This window comes from Candidatus Bathyarchaeota archaeon, from assembly GCA_026014725.1.
Lineage (GTDB): Archaea > Thermoproteota > Bathyarchaeia > Bathyarchaeales > Bathycorpusculaceae > Bathycorpusculum.
Genome location: JAOZHV010000029.1, coordinates 127240 through 141032, shown reverse-complemented (window position 1 = coordinate 141032; position 13793 = coordinate 127240). Strand labels below are relative to the sequence as shown.

Annotated in this window: 16 protein-coding genes and 1 pseudogene; 10 read left to right on the top strand and 7 right to left on the bottom strand. The window is 46.1% G+C overall.

Translation table 11 applies throughout. The features are described from left to right. Positions 1-43 precede the first annotated feature (43 nt). Positions 44-1102 carry a zinc-ribbon domain-containing protein gene (locus NWE95_06760; protein ID MCW4003593.1) on the top strand — a complete coding sequence of 353 codons (1059 nt, stop codon included), beginning with the start codon at positions 44-46 and terminating at the stop codon, positions 1100-1102. A gap of 57 nt (positions 1103-1159) precedes the next feature. After that, positions 1160-1408, top strand: a complete 249-nt coding sequence (locus NWE95_06755) for a cytochrome B5 (protein MCW4003592.1) — start codon at positions 1160-1162, stop codon at positions 1406-1408. Here NWE95_06755 and NWE95_06750 read toward each other — a convergent pair. After that, positions 1405-2643 carry a class I tRNA ligase family protein gene (locus NWE95_06750; GenBank protein ID MCW4003591.1) on the bottom strand — a complete coding sequence of 413 codons (1239 nt, stop codon included), beginning with the start codon at positions 2641-2643 and terminating at the stop codon, positions 1405-1407. The two genes, NWE95_06755 and NWE95_06750, sit on opposite strands and share 4 nt — an antisense overlap. Positions 2644-2658: 15 nt before the next feature. Next, a complete protein-coding gene (locus tag NWE95_06745; protein MCW4003590.1) occupies positions 2659-3135 on the bottom strand; it encodes a peroxiredoxin in 477 nt (158 codons plus the stop codon). Positions 3136-3249: 114 nt separating this feature from the next. Between NWE95_06745 and NWE95_06740 the strand changes: the two genes are divergently transcribed. Continuing rightward, positions 3250-3855 carry an alpha/beta hydrolase gene (locus tag NWE95_06740; GenBank protein MCW4003589.1) on the top strand — a complete coding sequence of 202 codons (606 nt, stop codon included), beginning with the start codon at positions 3250-3252 and terminating at the stop codon, positions 3853-3855. Here NWE95_06740 and NWE95_06735 read toward each other — a convergent pair. Genes NWE95_06735 through NWE95_06720 form a run of 4 tightly spaced genes read right to left on the bottom strand, consistent with a single transcriptional unit; the run spans position 3852 to position 5235 of the window. Beyond that, a complete protein-coding gene (locus NWE95_06735) occupies positions 3852-4409 on the bottom strand; it encodes a class I SAM-dependent methyltransferase (protein MCW4003588.1) in 558 nt (185 codons plus the stop codon). The genes NWE95_06740 and NWE95_06735 overlap by 4 nt on opposite strands. Positions 4410-4411: 2 nt before the next feature. After that, positions 4412-4726, bottom strand: a complete 315-nt coding sequence (locus tag NWE95_06730) for a hypothetical protein (GenBank protein ID MCW4003587.1) — start codon at positions 4724-4726, stop codon at positions 4412-4414. Positions 4727-4784: 58 nt separating this feature from the next. After that, a complete protein-coding gene (locus NWE95_06725) occupies positions 4785-4940 on the bottom strand; it encodes a hypothetical protein (protein ID MCW4003586.1) in 156 nt (51 codons plus the stop codon). Next, positions 4933-5235 carry a hypothetical protein gene (locus NWE95_06720; GenBank protein ID MCW4003585.1) on the bottom strand — a complete coding sequence of 101 codons (303 nt, stop codon included), beginning with the start codon at positions 5233-5235 and terminating at the stop codon, positions 4933-4935. The genes NWE95_06725 and NWE95_06720 overlap by 8 nt, the downstream gene beginning before the upstream one ends. Before the next feature lie 129 nt (positions 5236-5364). Here NWE95_06720 and NWE95_06715 point away from each other — a divergent pair, with 129 nt between their 5' ends. The 3 genes from NWE95_06715 (at position 5365) to NWE95_06705 (ending at position 7512) form a co-directional block, all read left to right on the top strand. Further along, positions 5365-5868, top strand: coding sequence for a uracil-DNA glycosylase (locus NWE95_06715; protein ID MCW4003584.1), 504 nt, complete (start codon positions 5365-5367; stop codon positions 5866-5868). 127 nt (positions 5869-5995) lie between these two features. Continuing rightward, the gene (radA, locus tag NWE95_06710) at positions 5996-7051 is read left to right on the top strand and encodes a DNA repair and recombination protein RadA (GenBank protein MCW4003583.1); all 1056 of its coding nucleotides are present in this window, start codon (positions 5996-5998) and stop codon (positions 7049-7051) included. Positions 7052-7053: 2 nt separating this feature from the next. Then, positions 7054-7512 carry a hypothetical protein gene (locus NWE95_06705; protein ID MCW4003582.1) on the top strand — a complete coding sequence of 153 codons (459 nt, stop codon included), beginning with the start codon at positions 7054-7056 and terminating at the stop codon, positions 7510-7512. Positions 7513-7520: 8 nt separating this feature from the next. On the opposite strand, the gene NWE95_06700 is transcribed toward NWE95_06705, so the two are convergent. Beyond that, positions 7521-7832 carry a hypothetical protein gene (locus NWE95_06700; protein ID MCW4003581.1) on the bottom strand — a complete coding sequence of 104 codons (312 nt, stop codon included), beginning with the start codon at positions 7830-7832 and terminating at the stop codon, positions 7521-7523. Between the two features lie 112 nt (positions 7833-7944). Between NWE95_06700 and rqcH the strand changes: the two genes are divergently transcribed. From rqcH to NWE95_06680, 4 genes and pseudogenes are all read left to right on the top strand, one after another. Then, positions 7945-10053, top strand: coding sequence for a ribosome rescue protein RqcH (gene rqcH, locus NWE95_06695; protein ID MCW4003580.1), 2109 nt, complete (start codon positions 7945-7947; stop codon positions 10051-10053). A gap of 195 nt (positions 10054-10248) precedes the next feature. Further along, positions 10249-11184, top strand: a complete 936-nt coding sequence (locus NWE95_06690) for a 4Fe-4S dicluster domain-containing protein (GenBank protein MCW4003579.1) — start codon at positions 10249-10251, stop codon at positions 11182-11184. Beyond that, positions 11181-13190: pseudogene (locus NWE95_06685) on the top strand (CoB--CoM heterodisulfide reductase iron-sulfur subunit A family protein). The gene NWE95_06690 and the pseudogene NWE95_06685 overlap by 4 nt, the downstream one beginning before the upstream one ends. Next, complete coding sequence (locus NWE95_06680) at positions 13191-13631, top strand: hydrogenase iron-sulfur subunit (GenBank protein MCW4003578.1); 441 nt, start codon at positions 13191-13193, stop codon at positions 13629-13631. Positions 13632-13793: the final 162 nt, after the last annotated feature.

Genomic DNA, 13793 nt, shown 5'->3' with positions numbered 1-13793 from the left:
TAAATTCCAAAGCAACCATACCCCTAATTTGAGGATTAACATTTTGCCTTACTGCCACAAGTGCGGAGCAAAACTCCAAGAGGATGCACATTTCTGCCACAGATGCGGAACCCCCGTCATGGCTACGCCAACTGCAGCGCCTGCACCAGTGAAGCCCTTGCGGAAAGACCCCGTTATGCTAGGAGCCATAGTGCTTATCGCCATACTGTTGACGGCGGTAATCGTTATCGCCGTTGCGGCAGTACCGTTTTCTAGGTTTGATTTCAATCAAACAAACCACGACAGCCACCCAAACATCAGAACGTTAAACCTTGACTTCTACGCTGACGTTGGAGAAGTGAACGTTGCAACCCAAAACATCAACGACTACAACATCCTAATCCATGTCTCAGCAAACGGCTCAAGGAGCCTCTTACGCAGTTCAAACATAGAAGTCACCTTTACAAACGAAACCGTCGGCGACGTGTTAACTATAACATCAAAGGTAACGGTCGAAGGCGGTTTTCTCTCAAATACAGATGTTGACTGCGTCATCTATGTTAATCCAGCGTTAAACCTCAACCTCAACGTTACCTCGCGCCTAGGGCAAGTCAGCCTAACCGCTCAAGAAAACGCAACACTCCAGTCCGTTAATCTTAATTCTAACGCAGGCACCGTTCAAGCGAACCTGCAAGAAAACGTAACCGTCGCAGGCGACATATCACTCGAAACCAACATGGGCACAGTGCACTATCGCATGAGCGAAACAACCGTTGAAGGCAACTGCACCGTTAACCTGCAATCAAACATGGGCTCAGTAAACATGGACATAACTCAAACAACAACGCTATCAGGGAACCTCAAGGTTAATGCTGACACCTCGATGGGGTCAGTAAACGTTGGTCTGAAAATTGACGGCGATGTAGGAGCAAAAATCACTTCAGAAACAAACCTTGGCAACATAGACACTGATGTGCGAAACTTTTCAGGTGACAAGTCTCCGCTGCAATCAAACAATTATCCAGCCGCAAGCAACATTGAGATAGACAACCACACAAACTTGGGCAGCATCAACATTAACGCGGCTTACCAGTCATCCACAGTTCCCATCGTGAGAGCCTAAAGCCAGCAAGCGCTAAACCTTTAAAGGCACGCTCGAACTTTAACAAGTAACAAGGAAGTGAACTTTTTGGCGCAACAAAAAAAGATAACCCTCCAAGAACTCCAGCAAAATGATGGAAGAAACGGCAAACCAGCATGGATTGCTTACCAAGGCAAAGTCTACGATGTAACAGACAGCAGTTTCTGGATGGATGGAGACCACCTTGGTTCACATAACGCTGGAAAAGACCTAACCAACGAATTAGAGCTAGCTCCTCATGGAGCAGAAAACCTGGCGAGAGCAAAACTCGTAGGCGAATTAGTCTAAACTAAACCGCATCGCAGTACACTGTCGACCCTGCGCAAGCCATCCAGCACATTCTTTACATCCTCTGTACCTAACGACGGAGACACTGAACTTAGTTCTTCAACTGTCTCATATGCGCTGTCAAAAGCGCCTTTCACGTCTAAATCATTGTTCATGTGACGCTCAAAATCAGCCGTAATTCTGCCAGTCAGCGCCTGTTGCCTTTCAGCTTGACTTGATGGTTTAACCCTCTGCAACTCAACTATCATGCTCTTGAGTGAACCCAGCCTCCGACTGGTTTCGGTTAGCTTTTGAAAAGTAAAGTCACGTTTTTCCCTGTAATGCCCATAAATTAGAAAGAAACGCAACTGTTCACCGCTAAACCCTTTTTCAAGAATATCGCTTGGGCAATACACGTTGCCCACACTCTTTGACATTTTCTTTCCAGCCACAAGCAGGTGCGCGCCATGTAGCCAAAACCTAGAAAACTGTTTTCCAGAAACTGCCTCAGCGATGGCAAGGGTGTAATCGTGGTGCCTAACCAAATTGTCTACTCCACCGCACGCCACATCAATAGTGAAGCCCAAATGCTTAGTCACTATAGCCGCGTCTTGAATGTTCCACGCTGGACGACCACAACCAATAGGAGTTTCATAGCAGACATCGCCTGGCTTGCAACCATGCCAAAGCACAAAATCCCCCATGTTCCACGGCGTGCCAGGATACGTGTCCTTGTGAAAGCGTCGCTGTTTTTTGGGCCACTTGCTTGTGTCTAAATGGGCGAGTTTGCCGAAGCCCTTGAATTTTAAGGGCTCAAAATAAGCGTTTTTTGCACCTTTATGTGTGTACCAATAAGCATAGCCGTTTTCTACCAGATTAGTAATCAAGTTTACTGTTTGGTCAACTGCTGTGGAAGCACGTATTGGGTAGTCGGGTTTTTTGATGTGCAAACGCTCAAAATCTTTGAAAAAAATCGCTTCGTTTTTGCTGGTTAGCTCTTCTATGGTGAGGTTTTCTTTTTTTGCTTGCTCTACCGCCTTGTCTTCCACGTCAGTTAACGTCATAAGTCTTGTGACCTTATAGCCCAAGTATTCCAAGTAACGTTGAAGAACATCTTCATAAAGGAAAGTGCGGTAGTTGCCGATGTGCGCGCGCTGATAAGTTGATGGACCGCAAGTGTACATCTTCACCTGCGCGTCCTTTAGGGGTTTAAACGGTTGAGTCTCTCGCGTTAGCGTATTGTATAGTGCAAGCAACTGCTGTTTCTCCGTTTAAGTGGCGGTTTGCTCTTCTTCTAGTTGCCGTAGTGTATTCTTTGCTTCGTCTACATGGCGTTGCACTTGTGTTTGGGAAGAAAAAATGTGCCTGACTATGCCTTTCTTGTCTATGATGTACGTAACACGTCCTGGCAGTAGCCCCATGGTTGAGGGAACGCCATAGAGTTCTCGGACTTTGTTGCCCACGTCGCTTAGGAGAAGAAACGGTAAACCATGATGAGTTGCAAAGAACTTATGCGATTGCACACTTTGCCCGCTCACACCAAGAACTTCAGCACCTAAATTGGTTAGTTCTTCGTAGCTGTCGCGAAAACTGCAGGCTTGTCGGGTGCAACCTGGCGATTCGTCTTTTGGATAGAAGTAGAGGACGATGTTTTTCTTGCCAAAATACTCTGAGAGCGTCACGTTGTCGCCCATTTGAGAGGGAAGCGTAAAATCAGGAGCTTTATCGCCAACTTTAACTGCTGCCAAAACATCACCATACAGTAAACTTTCAAGAACCAAGCTATTATTTCTTGTGTAAATTTAACACGGATAAAAATGTTATAAGACGCAGTGTGAAAATAGCAGAATGGTGGAACTAGGTTGGAGAAAACATTAAACGTTGCTGGCTACAAGTGCCAAGCCCTACATTACAATGCTGCAGGGTTCCCGATTGTTTTCCTGCATGGGTTATCATACACCATTGAAGTTTGGCAACGCATAAAAATAACTGAAATTTTAACGGAAAAACATGTTCCTTTTTTGGCTTTAGACATGCCTTACGGAATAAAGAGTCAATGTCAACCAAAAACCCGTGACCCTCAAAAGAATCTGGCGTTTGTAAATGAGGCGGTCAGAACCATTTTTGATTCTGAGACCCCTGTTCTTGTCGGTGCCAGCATAGGCGGAAACATAGCACTGCACTATGCCATCAAGTTCCCCGTGAAAGGGTTACTGCTGATTGCGCCAGCCAGAGCCCTAGAAAAGAACTTGGTGCAAGCTTACAGCCGCTTTAGGTTTCCAGTTACGATAATTTGGGGTTCAGAAGACAACATCATCGCAGGCGAAGAAATGCGCACCTTAGCCGAAAAACTGCCAAAAGCAAAACTAATCGTTTATGAAGGCGCAAGCCACTCAGCCTACAAAGACCAGCCTGAAAAATTCAAACATGATTTGCTGGAGCTTTACGCTAAGGCTGAGCAAGCCTAACTTGGTTTTGCCACAACTACATAATGGTAACGCCCAACATCACGTTTTTCAGTCACAGCGAAACCTGCAGAGCGCATCAATTCAGCAACGTATTCTTCGCTAAACTTTATAGCTAAGGGTGGTCCATGCGGCAGTTCGATTTTTTTCCAGTCTAAATCAACCACGATGCCATCGGGTTTTATCATTTGGCGAGCATTTTGCAAAACTTTAGCGGCGTCGTCAAAGTCGTGGAGGTTCATGCTGTAGAGTATGAAGTCAGCGCATTGCTTGCAAAAAACGGTTCCTTCAGCCTTGCCCACCGTTGCGGTGATGTTGTTTAAGCCTTCGGCTTTTGCTTTGCTTTGGAGTTTTTCGATGGCTGAATGGTCAACGTCTAAGGCGTAAACATGCCCTTTCTCGCCTACTTTCTTTGCCGCTAAAATCGTGAAGAAGCCGTCGCCGCAACCAATATCCATAGCCGTCATGCCCAAACGCAAATCTTGCAGTATCGCCTCTGGGTTATACCATGAACGCCTTGTTGCTTCATCGAGGCTGAATCCGCCGTGACACGCCATAACTACATACCTAAATCGCTAGGTTGCAGTAGCTCTCTTATCTGTTTCTCATGCGTCTGCCGAGTAGTCAGCGGATAGATTTCGCGGTCACACTCAAAAAAGAGCGGGTCTTGACCGATTACTCTTGATAGCTGCTCATCCGAATCCACGTTGACTATACACATGCTACCCTGATGCCCAATCAGGTGATAGTAGACTTCCAGTGTCTTCTCTTTTTCCAAGCGTTCAAAGTACTTGAATTCCAGCGGAAGCGTCTTTGCCCACTTATCCAGTGGAATTTCGCGCTTAACTTTTTGAATTATTAAAAATTTCAACATTTATCCCTCGATAGTTTAACCTAAAATAGAAACAAGAAAGGAAAAGGCTGAGGAAGTATTATTGTTTGCCTTGTCCACCTCTCCTCATCATCTCTGGAATACTTGACGAAGCCTTAGCCATAGTTTCCTTAACCACATCCATAAGCGCCTCGTTAATTTCCAGCTCTATTGTCACTTTCATGTGTCCCTTCTTTTCTGTTGCCATCTCAGTCATGGAACCACCTCCTGTACCTGCTTAACTGCTTGGGAAACAAGTTACCGAGAAGATGAACGGCTTGCATGCCTGTCAAATCCAAATCAAGCAGGATGCGGTAATGGTACTTCCCTAAGCGCCTAGTTCTGGTTTTGTAGTCTCCGATTGCTCCGGCCTCTCGGAACCTGCGCAACTGCTGATTCATCAAAACAGTTATGGCAGCGGGCGCTAAGGGTTCGAAAGCAAAAGAAACCCTCAAAAGCACACGCATAACACTACTGAGGAGTGATTCTGAAACAGATTCAGTTCGAGCCATAATAATTTCTCGTTAAAACTTTAGCCGCTAAACGCGTTTTTCTAGCGGACAAGAACTTGATAAAAATACAGCGCGAGTTTTTTTAAGCTTGTGTGACTGTCAATACCCAACAACAAAACAGGTGTGCGCATGGCGATGGAAGAGCTAAACTATCAAATCTACGCTTGCAGAAAATGCCGCCTCTGGCAAGGCGCAAAACACGCTGTGCCAGGGGAAGGACCACCAAACGCCACAGTTATGATAGTTGGGCAGAACCCAGGCGCTGAAGAAGACGAATGCGGCAGACCTTTTGTGGGCAGAGCAGGCAAATACCTAACCAAAACCCTTGCCGAATACGGCATAAAACGCGAAGACGTGTTCATAACTAACATCGTTAAACACACTTCCCCAAATAACCGCAAACCCTACCCCGACGAAGTCGCCGCATGCCTACCCTACTTGATGACGCAAATCCGAATGATTAAGCCAAAAATCATCGTGCTCTTAGGCGCTTCCGCCAAAGAAACCCCCAGAGTGGACGGCATAGAATACGTTGAGGTTATTCATCCGTCGGCTGCCATGCGGTTTACAAAGATGAGGGAACGGTTTAGGATGCAAATCGCTGAATTAGCCAAGAAGATTGAACAAAACTAACGGCTTTCAAAACTTTCTCTAACATGATTTTCACTTTAACTTACCCCTCCACTGCACCAAAAACACTAGTTTTCGCGTGTTTTAAATAGCCCAAACCATTACATCATCCTGAAAGCGTGAAAAAACAATGTCTGAAGCCGCTGAGAACCAAACGCAAGAAAACAACAAGAAAAAAGAGGAAGAAGCAGCAACAACAGCGCCTCAAAAAAAATACGAGTTCATAGAAGACCTGCCAGGAGTTGGACCAGCAACAGCGCAAAAACTCCGCGACCTCGGCTACCACACGGTGGAATCCTTAGCCATGGCAACAGCCCGAGAGCTGGAACCAGTCGGAGTAAGCGAGAAAAAAGCCTTCCAAATCATCGAAGCTGCGCGCTCCTCAATCGGCATATCCTTCATCCGAGCAGACGAACTCTTCAAAATGCGCCAAAATGTCTTGCGGTTAAGCACAAGCAGCAAAGCCCTCGACAAAATCCTTGACGGCGGCTTAGAAACCCAAACCATCACCGAATTCTACGGGGAATACGGCAGTGGAAAAAGCCAGATTTGCCACCAGTTGTGCGTTAACGTTCAGTTGCCTCCTGAAAGAGGCGGACTATTCGGCGCTGCACTCTATATTGATACAGAGAACACGTTTAGGCTTGAACGCATAGTGCAAATGGCTAAGCACTTGGGGCTTGACCCGCAACAAGTGGTCAAAAACATAATTTACGCGGAAGCCTACACTTCAGACCACCAAATGTTCCTTTTGGAAAATGCAGATGAAATAATCAAGCAAAACAACATCAAACTAATCATCGTCGACTCACTAACAGCGCATTTCCGCAGCGAATACATCGGCAGAGAAATGCTTGCCTCAAGACAACAAAAACTGAACAAGCATATGCACAAACTCATCGGGTTAGCCAGAGCATTCAACGCTGTGGCAGTTGTAACTAACCAAGTCATGGCAAAACCCGACCAATTCTTCGGAGACGCCATCCACCCAATCGGCGGAAACATCGTCGGCCACACCAGCCACACGCGCGTTTACCTGAGACGTGCTTCACATGGGCCAATACGCATCGCAAGGCTAGTTTCAAGCCCATATTTGCCTGAAGGAGAGGAAATCCTTAAAGTCACCGAAAACGGAATAGAAGATGTCTCTGAAGAAGAGAAAGCAACCAAATCACGTGGACGCTAAACATGCCAATCTCACATGCGCTAGTTACAAGATACTTCCAACTCATAGTCAACAGACAATTCACCGAAGCAGTCCGCGAGTTGGAACGAATTAAACAGAAAATGCAAAAAACCGAGTGGAACCGAGGATACTTCCGAGCATTATACGGAATGTACCTCTCACGAAAAAACAGCGCCACCGACGGCTACGCATTTTTCGCAAAACTAGACGTCACCGACAAAGAAGCCCTGCACACTTACCGAAAAGAATTCCTCGAACACATGCGAAGTAGCTTGCACGGCGATTTTGACCGCGGATACTTTTCCGCTTGGGCAGATTGCATGCGCATCATAACACGCATGGACATCCCAGCCGCGCAAAACGATAGGCCATCTGGAGAAAAGATTGAGACGCTAAGAAGCGACAAGAGTCAAGCAACAATTGCGAATTTTCTGCAAAAAACCGAAGACAAAAACCAGTAGGCTGTTACTCAAACAGCAGTTCCAGTTGTCACCTTGATAATCGTGTAGAATAGCACTAAGAAGGCTATCCAAGCGAAAAAGTACATGCCTATTCCTGTGCTTAGGATTTTTGATTGTTTTGCAATCTTGTTTTTGTAAGCTGCTTTGAGCACATAGTAAGACAGGAAGTAAACGATTAAGGCAATACTTATGCAGTTGAAAAGCACACTAATGCCTGCTTCATTGCCGATAATGCCAAAAGCAGCCAAAACCGCAGTTAACGCGCCTGCAATTATGCCTAATACGACTCGTAACCAGTAGAGCTGAACTGTCGGTGTCATGACTATTTCAAATCCTTTTGCTGATTATACATTGTTCTTACTTAAAAAACATGCCTAAATATTAATCGTTTCTGCCGCCAACAAACACAAAACACTAAGATGTAAGATTTAGGTGAAATGGTTATTTTATAGTCAACGACAATATAGTTTCACAGCAGGACGATTTGCCGTGCGCAAAAAAGAGTTCACAAGCTTTGACATCTCAGCAATAATCAAAGAACTAAAACCCGCAATAGCTGATTCGCGAGTGAACAACATTTACCAGTTCGGCGACAAAACTCTGATCTTTAAGCTCCACAAAGCCGATGCGCCGCCGATACGGCTGGTTATGGAGGCAGGCAGAAGAATCCACACAACTGTTTACGCTGATGAAAGCCCACTGAATCCGCCTGCGTTCTGCATGGCTATGAGGAAGTACCTGCGTGGTGCATGGGTAGCTGGCATTGAGCAGGTGGAGTTTGAAAGAATCGTTACGGTTAGTTTTAGGACGAAAACTGGTTTACTTAGGCTTGTTTTGGAGCTTTTTGGTGACGGCAACATCATACTAACAAATGAGCAGGGCACAATAATTCAGGCTTTAATTTTCAAGCGCATGCGAGACCGCAACATACTGCGCAACGAGACGTTAGTGTTTCCGCCTTCAAGCAGCAAAAACCCATGCAAAGTGACACAGACCGAGTTGACTGAAGCATTGAAAGTTACAGGCGAAGTTGAGGTTGTTAGGGCTTTAGCGCGGTTCTTAGGCATCGGTGGATTGTATGCTGAAGAAGTCTTGCTTAGGGCTAACGTGGAAAAAACAACACCGTGCAACACGGTTACGAGCGATGAAGTTGAGCGGGTTTTTGAGGCTCTTCAGGGTATCCTCTCAACTGTTTTTGGCGGAAGACTTGAGCCGAGGATTATTTTGGATGAAGATGAGAGCTATTTGGATGTTGTGCCCATATCGCTCAAACGTTATGAAGCCTGTAAAACTAAGACTTTTGGCACTTTCAGCGAGGCGCTCGACGAGTTTTATTTGCGGGTTACTGCGGCTGAGAAGGCTGGAGCCAGTGTTGAAGTTGACAAGCTAAAGCAAGAAGCAGAACGCCTAAAGCGCATGGTTGCGGAACAGGAAAAATCGATAAGCGAGGACAAGAAGAAAGCTGACCGCGACAAGCTCATTGGCGATGCCATTTATGCTCACTTCAACGAGTTGCAGACTTTCAGAGACAAGCTTCTTAACGAAAACATGCAGGGAAAAGATTGGAAAACTCTCATTGCCGAAGCAATGGCGGCTAAAAAGGCTGGGCAAATTCCTCAAGTCTATATTGAATCGTTTGACGGCAAAAACCTTGCTTTGAACCTTTGCGTGGATAACTTGCGTTTTAGTCTTAACTTGCGCAGGACACTTTTTGAGAATGCTTCCGAGTATTATGAGCGGGGAAAGAGGGCTAAATTGAAAGCTGCTGGAGCATCGGCGGCTTTAGAAGACACTAAGCGTAAACTGGCTAAAATCGAGCAAGAACTGCGTGAAGCAGAAGAACTCAAGAGTCTAAAACCAGCAGAAATCATTGAAGCGCTCTCTAAGCGTAAAGTGCAGAGCAAAGAGTGGTACGAGAAGTTCCGATGGTTCATTTCCTCAGATGGGTTCTTGGTTGTTGCAGGCAAAGATGTGGTCAGCAACGAAGTGCTCATCAAAAAGTATACGACGATGGATGATGTGGTTTTTCACGCTGAAATCACAGGTGCACCATTCGTAGTGGTTAAATCGGAGGGCAAAGAGGTTAGTGAGCAGACGCTTCGTGAGGCGGGTGAATTTGCCGCTTCGTTTTCGCGTGCTTGGCGTGAAAATGCTGGTTCCGCTGATGTTTACTGGGTTAGAGTTGACCAGCTGAGCAAAAGTGGTCCTTCTGGCGAGTCAGTTCCGCATGGCGCCTTCTTTGTTGTAGGCAAACGCAACTGGATGCGAAATACACCGCTCAAAGTTGCAATAGGCATAATCGTCGACGAGGAGACAAGTTTTGTGGGTGGTGCAGTGGATGCGGTGAAGGCCAAAACCAAAGCTTACGTTGTCATTGTTCCAGGCGATTATACGGGTAAGGAGTTGCTAACCCAGATTTTGCGTTCCCTCATGCTGAAGCTTCCTAAAGAGCAGCGGGAAATAGCCGGCAAAACATCCATTGAGCAGATTCGAGAGTTTCTCCCTTACACAAAAGGAACGATAAGCCAAAAAGTAACCTGAACGTTCCTAACGTATGATTTTTTTCTCAGTAACCTATTCTTTGTGCTTATTTTTTTATCAGTATTGTTCCGTGGAAGTCACATGTTTTTCCAAGCAATATTTATATCGAAAGTACTGCATTGAAACAGTCTAACAATCTATCAGGCGTTGGACGAGTTTGTACCGCGCATATGAAAACCTCTTGGTGGAAAATAAATGCCGTTAAAAACTGTAAAGAAGGATGCGGCAGATACCTTAACGTTAGAGTGGATTCTGCACGTTAAGAATTACAAGTTAACCCTTGATAAAAATCGCTGTGTCGGTTGCCAAATATGCACACTTGCATGTCCCAAAGAAGCGATAAAAACAGAGAAGCAACCGAAAACTCAAGGAGAAAAAGCAAAAAAAGCCAAAGTAGACATTGACCTATCAAAATGCAATTTTTGCGGGATTTGCGATGTCACATGCCCGTATGGCGCAATAAAAGTTACCCTAAACGGTGTGCACGACCTTTCAATCTTGGCAAAAGATAGTTATCCACAATTAATACGTGACATACAAGTGGACACAAGTAAATGCCAAAAGGAATGCGTAGAATGCGAAAACGCATGCCCGCTCTCGCTTATTAAAATTTCAAGAATCGGCTTCGATGGCAAACCAGTGGAGAACGTAGAAGCCCTCTCGCCAACCATGAAGAAACGTGTTCAAATAAACGTTGACATTGATAAAGAACACTGCCCCACATGCAGAGTATGCGAATTCAAATGTTCTCCAGACGCGATAAAAGTCAAAAAAGCCATCGAAGGAACAATCAGCATAAACCAAGAAAAATGCCCAGACGGATGCACTGATTGCCTTGATGTCTGCCCAATCGAAGGAGCACTTGTGCTTGGCGAGGACAAAAAGGTGCACGTTAACGAGGTATTCTGCACTTATTGCGGTGCATGCAAGAACGTTTGCCCCGTAGATGAAGCGTTAACTGTTAAGCGCACCAAAATACTTCACACGCCCATTCATTCAGGAACATGGAACAAAACCCTAGAAAGACTTACATCACCAGCAGACGCTGCCAAAGAATTAAGAACCGTTGCTGGTGAAAACAGGCGTAAAGTAGTGAGCAAAAGATTCGTTTTAGAGGAGAACGTTAAATGAGCGCCCCACAAACACCACCACCCAAACAAACAGAAACACAGAAACCTGAAGAACTCCGAGTTGGCGTTTTCGTCTGCCACTGCGGGTTAAACATCGCAGGCACAGTAGACGTTCACGCAGTAGCTGAATACGCGAAAACCATACCTGACGTAGTTTTCGTTAAAGAAAATCGCTACACCTGCGCAGACCCAGGACAAGAAGAAATTCGCAAAGCAATCCGCGAAAACAAACTTAACCGCGTTGTCGTAGCAGCATGCTCGCCACGCATGCACGAACCAACTTTCAGGCGCACAGTCGCCGAAGCAGGCTTAAACAGTTTCCTCTTTGAAATGGCAAACATCCGAGAATTCTCGTCATGGTGCCACCAAAGCGACCCCGCTGGAGCAACTGAACGCGCCAAAGACACCGTGCGTATGGCAGTTGCAAAGGTACGCTTAATGCAGCCGTTGCAAACCATCGAAGTCCCAGTTACGAACAAAGCTCTCATAATCGGCGGTGGCATTGCAGGCATGAACGCTGCTTTAGACCTTGCGGAACAGGGCTTCAAAGTGTACATGCTTGAAAACACTCAAAGCATCGGCGGACACATGGCAGCACTTGACAAGACCTTCCCAACCCTTGACTGTAGTATCTGCATTGAAGGGCCAAAGATGGTGGATTGCGGTCGCCACCCAAACATCACAATCTTCGCCCATAGCGACCTTGTCAAGGTTGATGGTTACATTGGCAACTTTAAAGTGAAAATCCGCAAGAACCCACGCTACGTTATTCCAGAAAAATGCACAGGTTGCGGCGAATGCAAAGACGCTTGCCCAATCGAGTACCCGAACGAGTGGGACATGAACCTTGGCACTCGCAAAGCAATTTCGGTTCCGTTCGACCAGACGGTGCCGTTGATCTACGCCATTAACAAGGACTACTGCATCGAATGCTTCAAATGCACTGAAGTTTGCGGTGAACGCCAAGCTATCGACTTCAACCAGAAGCCTGAAGAAGTTGACATAGAAGTTGGCGCAATCATCGTTTCAACAGGCTTTGACGTTTACGAGCCTTATGACATGCCACTTTTAGGCTACGGCAAATATCCAAACGTCATCACCAGCATGGAGTTTGAGCGGCTCATTCTCGCGGCTGGTCCAACAGGCGGCAAAGTCATACGCCAATCAGACGGACAAAAACCTCACAGGATAGCATTCATTCAATGCGTCGGCAGCAGAGACAAAAACAAGTATCCTTACTGTAGCAACTTCTGTTGCATGTACACGCTAAAGCACGTAGTGCAAATCAAGGAGAAGTACAAGGAAGACGTGGAAGTCTACGTTTTCTACATGGACATACGCAGTCCCGGCAAAGGATACGAGGAATTCTATGACCGTGCTCGCGAGCGTGGCGTGAACTTTATCCGTGGCAGAGTCAGCCGCATTGATGAAGACCCAGTTACGCATAATTTAACGGTTCACTCTGAGGATTCTATTCTTGGTGCGCCCATAGAAGTCGAAGCAGACATGGTTGTATTGGCAACCGCTGCCATACCCAAAAAGGGGTCAGATGAGATTGCGCGGATACTTAATTTGTCGCGTGGTTCCGACGGCTTCTTTATGGAGGCGCATCCCAAACTCAAGCCCATGGATGCTCCAACTGACGGAGTATTCTATGCTGGCGCATGTGCTGGTCTGAAAGACATTCCGTTCAGCGTTTCTCAGGGTAGTGGTGCCGCGTCAAGAGCTGCAACGGTCATTAGCAAGCCTACGTGGAAGATTGAGCCGATTATATCTGTTGTTGATCCTGAGAAATGCAAGAGCTGTGGATTGTGTGTTGACAAGTGTCCTTACGGTGCAATCAGGCATGAGAAAGGCAAACCTGCCACCATTATCACTGCTAGCTGCCACGGTTGCGGAACATGCGTTGCTGAGTGCCCGCAACATGCGATTACTCAGATGCACTTCACTGATGCGCAGATACTAGCTCAGGTTCGTGCTGCACTTGAGGATAAGCCTGAAGATAAAATCTTAGCTATTCTTTGTAACTGGTGTAGTTATGCTGGTGCAGATTTGGCTGGAATAAGCCGCTTCGATTATCCGGCGAGCGTGCGTGCTATTCGTGTCATGTGCAGTGGAAGGGTTGCAAGGGAATTTGTGCTTGAGGCTCTTCGGCTTGGCGCTGGTATGGTGCTTGTTGGTGCGTGTCACTTGCCATACGACTGTCACTACATTAGCGGTAACTATAAGATGAAAGCGCGAACTGATGCATTAAAGAACATGCTCATTAAGCTGGGCATGAGCCCTGAGCGGTTCCGTGTGGAGTACGTTTCTGCTGCTGAAGGCATACACTACGCTGAAGTCATAAAAGAAATCGATGACCAGAGAAAAGCGTTGGGCAAAGAGAAAATTCAAGCTGAAAACGCGAAGCTAAAGCCGATTTTGGAGAACATGCTAAAGCGCAAATAGCCAACCATTTCTTTTCAACCTTCTTTTTTCGTGTTCTGTTGGAAATGCAATTTAGGTCTTTTTTGCTGTTTTCTAAGCCTTTTTAGGCTACTTGCATGTTTGCTTGCGATTTTTTTTCTGTAGCCCCCTATTATATAGGCGCTATTGGCAAGGTTTGTTGCT

Bases quoted from the DNA above. Each gene is read 5' to 3' on its own strand.
- NWE95_06735 (MCW4003588.1), bottom strand. From the start codon at position 4,409: ATGGCGTGTCACGGCGGATTCAGCCTCGATGAAGCAACAAGGCGTTCA.
- NWE95_06720 (MCW4003585.1), bottom strand. From the start codon at position 5,235: ATGGCTCGAACTGAATCTGTTTCAGAATCACTCCTCAGTAGTGTTATG.
- NWE95_06690 (MCW4003579.1), top strand. From the start codon at position 10,249: ATGCCGTTAAAAACTGTAAAGAAGGATGCGGCAGATACCTTAACGTTA.
- NWE95_06730 (MCW4003587.1), bottom strand. From the start codon at position 4,726: ATGTTGAAATTTTTAATAATTCAAAAAGTTAAGCGCGAAATTCCACTG.
- NWE95_06705 (MCW4003582.1), top strand. From the start codon at position 7,054: ATGCCAATCTCACATGCGCTAGTTACAAGATACTTCCAACTCATAGTC.
- radA (MCW4003583.1), top strand. From the start codon at position 5,996: ATGTCTGAAGCCGCTGAGAACCAAACGCAAGAAAACAACAAGAAAAAA.
- NWE95_06715 (MCW4003584.1), top strand. From the start codon at position 5,365: ATGGCGATGGAAGAGCTAAACTATCAAATCTACGCTTGCAGAAAATGC.
- NWE95_06725 (MCW4003586.1), bottom strand. From the start codon at position 4,940: ATGACTGAGATGGCAACAGAAAAGAAGGGACACATGAAAGTGACAATA.
- NWE95_06700 (MCW4003581.1), bottom strand. From the start codon at position 7,832: ATGACACCGACAGTTCAGCTCTACTGGTTACGAGTCGTATTAGGCATA.